11 protein-coding genes (1 of these 11 running past the window's edge) are annotated in these 12,471 nt (G+C 70.9%); 7 read left to right on the forward strand and 4 right to left on the reverse strand.

Going from position 1 to position 12,471, the window contains the following annotated elements; genetic code table 11:
- Positions 1-66: 66 nt before the first annotated feature.
- Genes coaBC through OCJ37_RS02215 form a run of 3 tightly spaced genes read left to right on the forward strand, consistent with a single transcriptional unit; the run spans position 67 to position 4,157 of the window.
- Positions 67-1,332: a bifunctional phosphopantothenoylcysteine decarboxylase/phosphopantothenate--cysteine ligase CoaBC gene (coaBC, locus tag OCJ37_RS02205; protein ID WP_263112087.1), complete on the forward strand. Its 1,266-nt coding sequence runs from the start codon at positions 67-69 to the stop codon at positions 1,330-1,332.
- The gene (gene dut, locus OCJ37_RS02210) at positions 1,329-1,799 is read left to right on the forward strand and encodes a dUTP diphosphatase (protein ID WP_263112089.1); all 471 of its coding nucleotides are present in this window, start codon (positions 1,329-1,331) and stop codon (positions 1,797-1,799) included. The genes coaBC and dut overlap by 4 nt, the downstream gene beginning before the upstream one ends.
- A gap of 15 nt (positions 1,800-1,814) precedes the next feature.
- On the forward strand, positions 1,815-4,157 hold the full coding sequence (locus tag OCJ37_RS02215; RefSeq protein WP_263112090.1) for a phosphomannomutase/phosphoglucomutase: 2,343 nt from the start codon (positions 1,815-1,817) through the stop codon (positions 4,155-4,157).
- Between the two features lie 497 nt (positions 4,158-4,654).
- Here OCJ37_RS02215 and OCJ37_RS02220 read toward each other — a convergent pair whose 3' ends face one another.
- Both OCJ37_RS02220 and pyrE read right to left on the reverse strand, forming a co-directional pair.
- Positions 4,655-5,323: a hypothetical protein gene (locus OCJ37_RS02220; protein ID WP_263112091.1), complete on the reverse strand. Its 669-nt coding sequence runs from the start codon at positions 5,321-5,323 to the stop codon at positions 4,655-4,657.
- An 18-nt stretch (positions 5,324-5,341) separates the two neighbouring features.
- Positions 5,342-6,001, reverse strand: coding sequence for an orotate phosphoribosyltransferase (pyrE, locus tag OCJ37_RS02225; protein ID WP_263112092.1), 660 nt, complete (start codon positions 5,999-6,001; stop codon positions 5,342-5,344).
- Positions 6,002-6,134: 133 nt separating this feature from the next.
- Here pyrE and OCJ37_RS02230 point away from each other — a divergent pair, with 133 nt between their 5' ends.
- From OCJ37_RS02230 to OCJ37_RS02240, 3 genes are all read left to right on the forward strand, one after another.
- Positions 6,135-6,935, forward strand: coding sequence for an exodeoxyribonuclease III (locus OCJ37_RS02230; protein ID WP_263112094.1), 801 nt, complete (start codon positions 6,135-6,137; stop codon positions 6,933-6,935).
- Positions 6,932-8,248 (forward strand): AmpG family muropeptide MFS transporter, encoded by a 1,317-nt coding sequence (locus OCJ37_RS02235; protein ID WP_263112095.1) that lies wholly within the window; start codon positions 6,932-6,934, stop codon positions 8,246-8,248. The genes OCJ37_RS02230 and OCJ37_RS02235 overlap by 4 nt, the downstream gene beginning before the upstream one ends.
- 70 nt (positions 8,249-8,318) lie before the next feature.
- Entirely contained in the window at positions 8,319-8,546 is a 228-nt protein-coding gene (locus OCJ37_RS02240; protein ID WP_263112096.1) for a hypothetical protein, read from the forward strand.
- 60 nt (positions 8,547-8,606) lie between these two features.
- On the opposite strand, the gene OCJ37_RS02245 is transcribed toward OCJ37_RS02240, so the two are convergent.
- Together OCJ37_RS02245 and OCJ37_RS02250 are read right to left on the reverse strand one after the other, a co-directional pair.
- Positions 8,607-9,734 carry an anhydro-N-acetylmuramic acid kinase gene (locus OCJ37_RS02245; RefSeq protein WP_263112097.1) on the reverse strand — a complete coding sequence of 376 codons (1,128 nt, stop codon included), beginning with the start codon at positions 9,732-9,734 and terminating at the stop codon, positions 8,607-8,609.
- Between the two features lie 89 nt (positions 9,735-9,823).
- Complete coding sequence (locus tag OCJ37_RS02250; RefSeq protein ID WP_263112098.1) at positions 9,824-11,293, reverse strand: M23 family metallopeptidase; 1,470 nt, start codon at positions 11,291-11,293, stop codon at positions 9,824-9,826.
- A gap of 168 nt (positions 11,294-11,461) precedes the next feature.
- On the opposite strand from OCJ37_RS02250, the gene tyrS reads away from it, so the two are divergent.
- Positions 11,462-12,471, forward strand: partial view of a tyrosine--tRNA ligase gene (gene tyrS, locus OCJ37_RS02255; protein ID WP_263112099.1) — the 5' portion only. It continues 202 nt past the right edge of the window; 1,010 of the gene's 1,212 nt are visible here — the first part of the coding sequence; its start codon is at positions 11,462-11,464; the stop codon falls past the right edge of the window.

Here is a 12,471-nt window from a genome sequence, read left to right on the forward strand (position 1 = left end):
GGTATCAGGGCCGCAAAGGGCCATCGGGTAAGCTAATCGTTCTTGCATGGGTAGGACATTCCCGACGTGACCGGTACTTTCGAGGGGCCCCTGCAGGGGCGGCGTGTGCTGTTGTGCGTGGGCGGCGGCATCGCCGCCTACAAGGCGCTGGAACTGGTGCGGCGGCTGCGCGAGGCCGGTGCCGAGGTGCAGGTGGCGATGACCGCCGGCGCGCAGCAGTTCGTGACGCCGCTGAGCTTCCAGGCACTGTCCGCGCAACCGACCCGCACCAGCCTGTGGGACAGCGCCGCCGAGCAGGCGATGGGCCACCTGGAACTGGCGCGCTGGGCCGACCACGTGGTGGTGGCGCCGGCCACCGCCGACCTGCTGGCCCGGCTCGCCCACGGCCTGGCCGACGATCTGGTCACCACCCTGTGCCTGGCGAGCAGCGCGCCGCTCACCGTGTGCCCGGCGATGAACCATCGCATGTGGCTGCACCCCGCCACCCAGGCCAATGTCGCCACGCTGCGCCAGCGCGGCGCCGGCGTGGTCGGGCCGAACGACGGCCCGCTGGCCGAGGGCGAGTCCGGTCCCGGGCGCCTGGCCGAGCCGGAGCAGATCGTCGCCGCGCTGGCCGGCGGCCGCGCCGCGGTCGCGCACGCACCCGTTGCCGCCACGGCGCCGGCCGCCTCCGGCGCCGCGGCCGGCGCGCTGCACGGCCTGCGCCTGCTGATCAGCGCCGGCCCGACCTACGAGGACCTGGATCCGGTGCGCTACCTCGGCAACCGCAGCAGCGGCAAGATGGGCTACGCCCTGGCCGCCGCCGCCGCGCGCCAGGGCGCGGCGGTGGTGCTGGTCAGCGGCCCGGTGCACCTGCCCACGCCCGACGGCGTGCAGCGCATCGATGTGCGCTCGGCGGCGCAGATGCGCGAAGCGGTGCTGGGCGCGCTGCCGGCGGACATCTACATCGGTACCGCCGCGGTCGCCGACTACACGCCCAGGCAGGTCGCCGCGCAGAAGATCAAGAAGAGCGGCGAGATGCTGACCCTGGAACTGGTGCGCACGCCGGACATCCTGGCCGAGGTCGCCGCGCAGACCCAGGCGCTGAAGCTGGTGGTCGGCTTCGCCGCCGAGACCCACGACATCGAGCGCTACGCGCGTGGCAAACTCAACGACAAGCACCTGGACCTGATCATCGCCAACCAGGTGGGCGTGGCCGGCAACGGCTTCGAGAGCGACCAGAACGCCGCCACCGCCTACTGGCAGGAGGGCGCACGGAGCTTCCCGGCCGTGTCCAAGGCGCAACTGGCCGAACAACTGCTGGCCCTGATCGCGGAGCGACTGCACGCATGACCACCCCGACGCCGCACCCGCTGCAGGTCAAACTGCTCGACCCGCGCTTCGGCGACAGCTGGCCGTTGCCGGACTACGCCACCGAGGCCAGCGCCGGGCTGGACCTGCGCGCGGCCACCGAGGCGCCGCTGACCCTGGAGCCGGGCGACACCGCGCTGATCCCCAGCGGGCTGTCCATCTACATCGCCGATCCGCAGCTGTGCGCGGTGGTCCTGCCGCGCTCCGGGTTGGGTCATCGCCACGGCATCGTGCTCGGCAACGGCACCGGCCTGATCGACGCCGACTACCAGGGGCCGCTGCTGATCAGCGTCTGGAACCGCGGCCGCGAGCCGTTCACCATCGCCCCCGGCGACCGCATCGCGCAGCTGGTGGTGATGCCGGTCGTGCGCGTGGCCCTGCAGGTGGTGGATACTTTCGCCGACAGCGCCAGGGGAACGGGTGGATTCGGCCATACCGGGGTGCGCTGACGGGGGATCGTCTGCATGAGCGAGGCAACACAACGGCGGCCGGCGCCGGACGGTATGCGCAAGGCGGCACCGCTGCTGGCGCTGCTGCTGGCCATCCTGGCCGCGTGGTTCGGCTGGAGCGGCGCGCAGCAATGGCGCCACGAACACAGCGCGACGGCGCTGGAACAGGCGCGCGATACGGCAGTGGCGCAGACCTCGCAGGCGCTGGCGACGGCCGGCAAGCGCTTCACCACGCAGCTGCAGCAGCCCGCGGTGCAGGCCGCCCTGGCTCGCGGCGACGCGGCAGCGGCCGCGCAGGCGTTGCGCGAAGGCTGGAAGGAGGTGGAAGACGCGCAGGTGCTGCCCGGCGAGCTGAGCGCCGGCTACGCCGACGTGGGCCGTTTCGGCTATGGCCGCCTGGCGCTGCTGGAAAAGGCGCTGCTGACCGATGCCGTCGCCAGCGCGGTGGTACGCGACGGCGGCGGGCCGCGGCTGGGACTGGCGGCGCCGGTGACCCTGGACACCGGCGCCGGCGTCGCCTACCTGCGCCTGCCGCTGCGCGTGCTGACCGCGCCGGTGGCGCAGGCCGCGGTCCCGGCCAGTGGCTACCTGGCGCTGCGCCAGGGCGGCTACGACGTGATCGGCGCCGGCGACACCGGCCTGGCCGACCATGGCGACGCCTTGTCGCGCCCGATCGGCAACAGCGGGCTGCGGGTGGTCGCAGCGCTGCCCGATGCCGAGGCCGGCCCGCTCGGCCTGGATGCGCTGCCGTGCCTGATCGTCGCCGGCCTGCTCGGCTTCCTGACCCTGGCGGTGCTGCTGGCCGCGCGTGGCCGCCTGCCGCAGCCGCGCCGCGCCAAGGCCGCCGCCGCGGTCGCCGAGCAGCAACCCACCCTGCGGCAGAGCCTGCAGCAGCAGGAACCGCCGCCAGCGCCGCCGGCGCCCGAGGGCGAGGCCACGCCGGCGCGGCCGTCCGCGGCGCAGGCGGTGCCGGCCGGCATCTTCCGCGCCTACGACATCCGCGGCGTGGTCGGCCGCGACCTCAGCCCGCAGGTCGCCGCGCTGATCGGCCAGGCGATCGGCGCAGTGATGCAGGAGCAGGGGCTGAACGAGGTGGTGGTCGGTCGCGACGGCCGCCTGTCCGGGCCGGAACTGTCGGCCGCGCTGATCGAAGGCCTGCGCCGCGCCGGCTGCCACGTCACCGACATCGGCCTGGCGCCGACCCCGGTGGTGTACTTCGCCAGCTACCACCTGCGCGCCGGCAGCTGCGTGGCGGTGACCGGCAGCCACAACCCGCCGGACTACAACGGCTTCAAGATCGTGGTCGGCGGCGAGACGCTGTCCGGCGCGGCGATCACCGACCTGTACGCGCGGATCAGCGAAGGCCGCCTGCCGAGCGCGGCCGAGCCGGGCCGGCTGGAGCAGCGCGACGTCGGCGACGACTACATCCAGCGCATCGCCGACGACGTGCAGCTGGACCGCCCGCTCAAGGTGGTCGCCGATGCCGGCAACGGCGTCGGCGGCGAACTGGCGCCGCGGCTGCTGGAGGCGATCGGCGCGCAGGTGATCCCGCTGTACTGCGACGTCGACGGCACCTTCCCCAACCACCATCCCGATCCCAGCGAGCCGCACAACCTCGAGGACCTGATCCAGACGGTGAAGCGCTTCGACGCCGACCTGGGCATCGCCTTCGACGGCGACGCCGACCGGCTCGGCGTGGTCACCAAGGAAGGCACGGTGATCTACGCCGACCGCCTGCTGATGCTGTTCGCCGCCGACGTGCTGCAGCGCAACCCCGGCGCCTTGGTGATCTACGACGTCAAGTGCACCGGCAAGCTGTCGGACTACGTGCTGCGCAACGGCGGCAGCCCGATGGTGTGGAAGACCGGGCATTCGCTGATCAAGGCGAAGATGCGCGAGACCGACGCCGAACTGGCCGGCGAGATGAGCGGGCATTTCTTCTTCAAGGAACGCTGGTACGGCTTCGACGACGGCCTGTACGCGGCGGCGCGGCTGCTGGAGATCCTGGCGCAGCGCGAGGAAAGCCCGTCGGAGGTGCTGGCCGAGCTGCCCGACAGCGTGTCCACGCCGGAGATCAAGCTGCCGCTGGCCGAGGGGCAGGACGCGCACGCGCTGGTCGCGCAGCTGGCCGCTGCCGCGCAACAGGAAGGCTCGCCGTTCGCCGGCGCGCGGCTGCTCACCATCGACGGACTGCGCGCCGATTTCCCCGACGGCTGGGGCCTGGTGCGCGCGTCCAACACCACCCCGGTGCTGGTGCTGCGTTTCGAGGCCGACACCAGCGCCGCGCTGGAACGGATCAAGGACCTGTTCCGCAGCCAGCTCCAGGCGCTGCTGCCGTCGCTGGCGCCGGGGTTCTGAGGCGTTCGCCCGGCGCGCTGGAGCGGGTACCGGGCGGGCAATGCGCAATCCTGGAGGAGGGCCTGGCCTGGAGAAAGGGCCTGGCCCCCGACGCTGTCCGTCGCCTGTGCCGTTCCGGCTTCGCTTGTCGCGGCTGAAGCCGCTCCTACAAGAACTCGCGATCAGCGCCCGAGTGCCCTGTAGGAGGGGCTTCAGCCCCGACCGTCTCCGAAGCCGCCAAGCGTCCAGGCTTCGCTCGTCGCGACTGAAGTCGTTCCCACAAGACGCGCGAGCGCTTGGCTGGGTGCACTGTGGGAGGGGCTTCAGCCCCGACTGTTCCGAAGCCGCCAAGCGTCCAGGCTTCGCTCGTCGCGACTGAAGTCGCTCCCACAAAGGCGCACGAGCACTTGGCTGGATGCACTGTAGGAGGGGCTTCAGCCCCGATTGTTTCCGAAGCCGCCAAGCGTCCCGGCTTCGCTCGTCGCGACTGAAGTCGCTCCCACACGGCGCACGAGTGCTCAGCTGCCGGTTGCGGTCCCGGCGGCGGCCGTGCCCGGCCGCTTCGCCGCGCGGTAGCGTTGCAGGGTGTCGTCGATTTCCTGGTCCAGGCCCAGCCGCTGCTGCTCGAAGTTCTTCTGCATGCGCAGCTGCCACAGCAGCGCGCGATGGCGCTGCTGCACGTCCTCGGCGATCTTGCCGGCCACCGTCTGCCCGGCCAGTTCGCGCGCGCCGGCGCCGGCGAGCAGCCCGACCAGGCCTTCGCGCAGGCTGTTGACGTTGTAGCGCGCGGTGTTGATGTTGTTGTCGACGATGCCGATGCGCTCGGAGAACACCCGGCGCAGTTCCTCCTCGGTCTGGAACGACAGCAGCATCGCCTGGTCGGTGCGCTTGCGCGTCTCCAGCGCCGCCTGGTCGGCGCGCTGCTGCGCGGCATCGGCGGCCGCCGCGGCGCGTTCCTCGGCGCTCAGCGCGCGGCCGACCGCGCCGCTGCGCAGCCCGCTCTTGGCGTTGAATTCGTCGCGCGCCTGGTTCACCGCTTCCGGCGGCAGCGCATCGCTGCACACGCGTTGCCCGCCCTGGTTCCAGCAGTACAGCTTCTTGGACGGCGCCGGCTGCGCCGCGGCCGGCAGCGCGAGCAGCGCGAGCAGGGCCGGCAAGGCGCGGCCCCAGGGTCGTTGGATCGGCATCGTGGCAGCCCCCTGCTGTCAGCCTGTCGGATCGCAGCCGTAGCGTGCCCGGTAGGCCAGCAGCGGTTCGCGGAAGCCGACAAGTTCCGCGTTTCCATCGATGAATGCAAGCAGGTCGCCCAGGTGCGCGACCGACACCACAGGAATGCCGGCCTCGGCCGCCACCGCCTGGGCCGCCGAGCGCCGGTCGTGCTCGCCGGCGATCTCCTGGCGGTCCAGCGCGACCAGGATCCCCGCCGGGATGCCGCCGGCCTCGCGGATGGTGGCCAGCGCCTCGCGGATCGCGGTGCCGGCGGTGATCACGTCGTCCACGATCAGCACCCGGCGCCCGGCCAGCGGGGCGCCGATCAGGCTGCCGCCTTCGCCATGGGCCTTGGCTTCCTTGCGGTTGAACGCCAGCGGCAGGTTGCGGTCGCGTTGCGCGTACTCGCAGGCCAGCGCGGTCGCCAGCGGGATGCCCTTGTAGGCGGGGCCGAACAGCAGGTCGAAGTCGAGCCCGGCCGCATCGGCCGCATCGGCGTAGCACGCCGCCAGGCGCACCATCGCGGTCCCGGCGTCGAAGCGCCCGGCGTTGAAGAAATAAGGGCTGATGCGCCCGGACTTCAGCGTGAACTCGCCGAAGCGCAGCGCCTGCGCGTCCAGCGCCAGTTGCAGGAAGCGTTGCCGGTAATTGGTCATTTGGGGCCGGGATTCGGGATTGGGGATGACGGGATTCGCAAAAGCATAGCCGGTCGCAGCCGTGCAGCGTCGATGCATGGGGTACGCTTTGACGAATCCCCAATCTCTAATCCCCACTCCCGGCTCCCCATCCATGCGCATCATCAGCTTCAACGCCAACGGCCTGCGTTCGGCCGCCACCAAGGGCTTCTTCGAGTGGTTCTCCGGCCAGCACGCCGACGTGCTGTGCGTGCAGGAGACCAAGGCGCAGGAACATCAGTTGGCCGGGCCGGCGTTCCTGCCGGAGGGCTACCGGGCCTGGTTCCGCGATGCCAGCACCAAGAAGGGCTACAGCGGCGTGGCCATCTACAGCAAGCGCGAGCCCGACGAGGTGCGCACCGCGCTGGGCTGGCCCGAGTTCGACGAGGAAGGCCGCTACCTGGAGGCGCGCTTCGGCAACCTGAGCGTGGTCTCGTTCTACATCCCCTCCGGCTCGTCCGGCGAACTGCGCCAGGGCTACAAGTTCCAGGTCATGGACTGGCTGCGGCTGATCCTCGTGGAGTGGCTGAACAGCGGCCGCGACTACGTGCTGTGCGGCGACTGGAACATCGTGCGCTCGGCGCTGGACATCAAGAACTGGAAGTCCAACCAGAAGAATTCCGGCTGCCTGCCGCCCGAGCGCGACTGGCTCAACGGCCTGTGCGCCGACCGCGCCGAGGACGCCGACCCGGCCAGCGGCCGCGGCTGGGTCGACACCTACCGCGCGCTGCATCCCGACGGCCAGGACTACACCTGGTGGAGCAACCGCGGCGCCGCCCGCGCCAACGACGTCGGTTGGCGCATCGACTACCAGTTCGTGACCCCGTCGCTGCGCGCGCGCCTGCAGGGCTGCTCGATCTACACTGCGCAGCGCTTCTCCGACCATGCGCCGTTCGTGGTGGATTACCGCGAATGAGCCAGACCGCGTCCGCGCCGGCCTCCTACAAGGGCTGGGCCGGGATCAAGCGCGCCTTCGCCACGCCGTCGGCGGCGACGATGGCGCTGCTGGGCTTCGGCAGCGGCCTGCCGTTCCTGCTGATCGCCTCGCAGACCCTGTCCACGCGCCTGCGCGACGTCGGCCTGGATCTGGGCAGCATCGGCCTGATCAGCCTGGCCAGCTTCTTCTACCTGCTCAAGTTCCTGTGGGCGCCGCTGCTGGACCGCTACCCGTTCCCGCTGGTCGCCTTCCTCGGCCGGCGCCGGTCGTGGCTGCTGGTGTCGCAGCTGGGGGTCACGGTCGGCCTGGCCGCGCTGGCGCTGATGCGCCCGGAGCTGAGCATCGGCGGCCTGGTGCTGTGGGTGCTGATCGCCTCCTTCGCCGGCGCCACCCAGGATTCGGTGGTCGATGCGTACCGGATCGAGATCGCCCCGGCCTCGGCGCAGGCCGCGCTCGCCGCGACCTACACCTTCGGCTACCGCATCGGCCTGATCCTGTCCGGCGCCGGCGCGCTGTACCTGGCCCAGTTCGGCGACTGGACCCTGGCCTACCTGGTCATGGCCGGGCTGATGCTGCTGCCGATCGCCACCACCCTGCTGTGCCGCGAACCGGAGGTGCCGGCGGCCACGGTGGTGCGCAAGATCGACGTGGTCGGCGCGTTCTGGCAACCGATCTCCAGCTTCTTCGGCAGCAACGGCCTGGCGCTGGGCCTGGGGCTGCTGCTGTTCGTCGGGCTGTTCAAGTTTCCCGACCAGGTGATCGGGGTGATGTCCGGGCCGTTCTACTTGGACTCGGGCTTCAGCAAGGCCGACATCGCCACCGTCTCCAAGCTGTTCGGGGTGTGGATGGGCATCGCCGGCGCCTTCGCCGGCGGCCTGGCGGTGGCGGCGTTCGGCTTCCGGCGCATGCTGTTCGTGGCCGCGCTGGGCGTGGCGCTGTCGAACCTGGCGTTCCTGCTGATGGCCCAGCATCCGGGGCAGATCTGGTCGTTCTACGCCGCGCTCAGCGCCGACAACCTGTTCCAGGGCTTCGCCGGCACCGTGCTGGTCGCGTTCATGTCCTCGCTGACCGACCGCAACTTCACCGCGACCCAGTACGCGCTGCTGGTGTCGCTGGCCAACCTGCCGGGCAAGTTCGTCGGCGGCGCCTCCGGCTACATCGTCCAGGCCACGTCCTACAGCACCTTCTTCGTGCTCAGCGCGTTAACGGTGATCCCGACCCTGCTGCTGCTGGCCTGGCTGTGGCCGCGGATCCGCGAGCAGGCCGCGCCCGCCGCGGCGCCGGCCGATTGAAAGCCCGCGGCGAGTTGCGGATGATGCATGGCGGCGCAGGGGGTGCGCCGCCGTCCGTCCGGGAGTCCGCATGACCGACCTGCTGTTGCGCGACATCGACCCCATCCTGGTCGATCGGATCCGCCGCATTGCCGTGGCCCGCGGCTGGACCCAGCACCAGACCGTGCTCAGCCTGATCGAGCAGGGCCTGTTCGCCAGCGAGCACGAAGTGCGCAGCGGCTTCGAGAATCCGGAAGTGGACGCGTTGTCCGACGCGATCGCCGCATTGCGCGAACTGCCGGCCGGCGCCGGGTTCTGAGCCGCGCGCCGCTTCCCGTGGCCCTGGTGGCAACCGCGCCACCGCCGCGCCGCGCCGCGTTCAGGCCAGGTGGATGGCGCCGAGGATGCGCGGCCCGCGCGCGCCGCTGACCGAGGGCAGGTTGCCGGGCAAGCCGGCCAGGGTCTGCCGCGCCAGCCAGGCGAAACCCATCGCTTCCACGTAGTCCGGATCCAGGCCCAGCGCCTGGGTCGACAGCACCTGCACGCCCGGCAGCCGCGCCTGCAGCCGCGCCAGCAGCAGCGGGTTGTGCACGCCGCCGCCGCAGACCAGCAGCTGCCGGGTCGCCGGCTGCTGCGCCAGCAGCGCATCGGCGACGGTGGCCGCGGTCAGTTCCAGCAGCGTCGCCTGCACCGCCGCGGCCGGATGCGCGGCCGGCTCCAGCTGCGCATCCACCCAGCGCAGGTGGAACTGCTCGCGCCCGGTGCTCTTGGGCGGGGCCAGCGCGAACCACGGATCACCCAGCAGGCGCTGCAACAGGCCCTCGTCGACCTGGCCGCTGGCGGCGAAGGCGCCACCGGCGTCGTAGGGCTGGCCCAGGTGGCGCTGGCACCACGCGTCGAGCAAGGCGTTGGCCGGGCCGGTGTCGAAGCCGCGGACACCGCCGTGCGCCGGCAGCAGGGTCAGGTTGCCGATGCCGCCCAGGTTCAGCACCGCCCGGTCCTCGTGCGCCGCGCCGAGCATCGCCGCGTGGAAGGCCGGCATCAGCGGCGCGCCATGGCCGCCGGCGGCGACGTCGCGGCGGCGGAAATCGCACACCGTGGCGATGCCGGTCAGCTCGGCGATACGGTTGCCGTCGCCCAGCTGCCAGGTGAAGGCGGGATCGGCCAATGGCCGGTGGCGCACGGTCTGCCCGTGCGAGCCGATCGCGCGGACCGCGGCCGGCGCGACCCCGGCCTCCTCGAGCAGGCGCAGCGCGGCCTCGGCGAAGGCGATCGCCACTTCGGCATCGAGCCGGCCGAGCGTGTCCAGCGAATCGATGTCGCCGCCTTCGCCCAGCGCGATCAGCGCCTCGCGCTGGCGCGGCGCCCAGGCATAGGTGCGGCCCAGGCGCAGCTGCGCCTGGCCGTCGGCGCCGAAGCGCACCAGCGCGGCGTCGATGCCGTCGGCGCTGGTCCCGGACATCAGGCCCAGGAACAGCGCGTCGTCGATTGCGGTCGGATCGGGCATTGCGGCACCAGGCGGCGGTCAGCGCCGCAGCGTGGGCGAGGGGCGGCGGCGCGTCAATCCGCGCCGCCGGATCACGCAGCGCGCGCGGCTCAGCCGGCGTCGCTGGACTGCGCCGTCTTGGCCGAGGCGACGGTCTTCTTCTTCTTGCTCGATGGGTCGCTCGTCGCCGGCGCGGCATCGGCGTAGATCAGCTTCTCCACGCGCTGGATGCGCGCCAGCGCCGGCGAGGTCTGCGCGCGGAACGCGGCCAGCTCCGCGCCGGCCAGCGGCGTCGGCGGCGGCATCGTCACCGACGCCGGGTTGCGCTGCACGCCGTCCACGCGGAATTCGTAGTGCAGGTGCGGGCCGGTGGCCATGCCGGTCATGCCGACGAAACCGATCACCGTGCCCTGGTTGATGCGCTGGCCGGCGCGAATGCCGCCGAAGCGCGACATGTGCCCGTACAGCGTGCTGTAGCCCTTGCCGTGGTCCAGGATCACCACGTTGCCGTAGCCGCGCTGGGTGCCGACGAACTGCACCTTCGCGTCGCCGGCGGCCATGATCGGGGTGCCGGACGGCGCCGCGTAGTCGATGCCCTTGTGCATGCGCATGGTGCCCAGCACCGGATGCTTGCGCGCGCCGAAGGTCGAGCTGATGCGGCTGTAGGACACCGGCATGCGGATGAAGCTCTTCTTCAGCGGCCGCCCGGTGACGTCGAAGTACTCGGCCGGCTTGCCGTTCTGCTCGAAGCGGAAGCCGCTGTAGGTCTTGCCGCGGGTGGTGAAGGTCGCCGCGAGGATCTTGCTGGTGTCGATCCGCTCGCCTTCGCGCCAGGTCTCGTCCATCACCACGCTGAAGCGATCGCCCGGCTGCAGGTCCTTGTCGAAGTCGATGTCGTACTTGAAGATCTCGTCGGTCATCGTCGCGATCGCCGACGGCGACAGCCCGGCCTTGCGCGCGGCCACGTACAGCGAACTGGTGATTTCGCCGCTGATGACCGCGGTGCGAGTGCTGGTCTCGCGTTCGGTCACCTTCTCGCGGATGTCGTCGCCGAGCAGCGACAGTTCCACGCGGTGGGTGGCGTCGCGGTCGAAGCGGATGCCGCGCAGGCTGCCGGCCACCGGCAGGTCGAAGCCGATCTCGGCACCGGGGCGCAGCCGGGTCAGCGCTTCGCGGGTGCCCGGGTGGTCCAGCACCTGGTGCATCACCGTGGCCGGGATGTCGAGCTGTTCGAACACCGCGCCCAGGGTCTGCCCGGGCTGGATCCGCACCACCTGCCAGCTGTCGCCGGCCACGCCCTGCTGCTGCGCCAGGGAGATCGGCGGCAACGGCAGTTGCAGCGTCGCATGCGTGGTCTGCAGCGGCACGTCGATGGCATTGGAGAAGCCAGGCACGATCGTGGCCACCAGTGCGCCGATAGTGGCGAACAGGCTGGCGTGGATCCAGTGGCGGCGCGTCCAGCGCCCGGCGGGGAGGTGCTGGGTCAGCTGCCGATGCAGTGCGGTGTCGTGAAGGACATGGAGACGTTGCTGGAAGCGCTGCTTGCGCGCGCGTTCCTGTTCGGTTTCGCTGTTCTGCATCAAGGCTTCCTCGTGAGCCCGAAGCGCGAGCTCAAAACTCGGCTACCATAAACACCGATCAACAGCGCGTCAAACCATTGAGCCGGCTCAAGTTTTCGCCGGCCGCGCGGTTAACTCGCACTTAACGCCATTCATGTTTGTCCAGATGCAACCCGTCGGAGTTCCGTTTTGTCCACGATTGAAGAGTCTCTTGCCCTGATCGGCCGCGGTGCCGACGAAATCCTCAAGCGCGAAGAGCTGGAAGCGCGCCTGCGCAGCGGCCGCCCGCTGCGCGTGAAGGCCGGTTTCGACCCCACCGCGCCGGACCTGCACATCGGCCATACCGTGTTGCTGAACAAGATGCGCCAGTTCCAGCAGCTGGGCCACCAGGTGATCTTCCTGATCGGCGACTTCACCGGGATGATCGGCGACCCCACCGGCAAGAACGTCACCCGCAAGCCGTTGACCCGCGAGGACGTGCTCGCCAATGCGCGCACCTACGAGGAGCAGGTGTTCAAGGTGCTGGACCGCGAGCGCACCGAAGTGCGCTTCAATTCCGAGTGGTTCGGGCAGATGAGCGCCGCTGACATGATCCGTCTGGCCGGCCAACACACGGTGGCGCGCATGCTCGAGCGCGACGATTTCGCCAAGCGCTACGCCGCGCAGCAATCCATCGCCATCCACGAATTCCTGTATCCGCTGGTGCAGGGCTACGACTCGGTGGCGCTGAAGGCCGACGTCGAACTCGGCGGCACCGACCAGAAGTTCAACCTGCTGATGGGCCGCGGCCTGCAGGAGCACTACGGGCAGCCGGCGCAGATCGTGCTGACCATGCCGCTGCTGGAGGGCCTGGACGGGGTCAACAAGATGTCCAAGTCGCTGGGCAACTACATCGGCATCAATGAACCGGCCATCGACATCGTCACCAAGACCATGAAGATCGGTGACGAGCTGATGTGGCGCTGGATCGAGCTGCTGTCCTTCGAGATCGGCCTGAACGAGGCGCAGGCGCTGAAGCAGCAGGTACAGGCCGGCAGCCTGCACCCGCGCGAAGTGAAGCTGCGCCTGGCGCGCGAGCTGACCACGCGCTTCCACGACGCGGCGGCGGCCGAACAGGCCATCGCCGGCTGGCACGCGGTGGTGACCGGGCAGGGCGATACCAGCGCGCTGCCGCTGCAGCACGTGGCGGTGCCGGCGGA

Origin of the sequence: Xanthomonas sp. AM6 (assembly GCF_025665335.1) — a bacterium.
In the GTDB taxonomy this organism is placed as follows: domain Bacteria; phylum Pseudomonadota; class Gammaproteobacteria; order Xanthomonadales; family Xanthomonadaceae; genus Xanthomonas_A.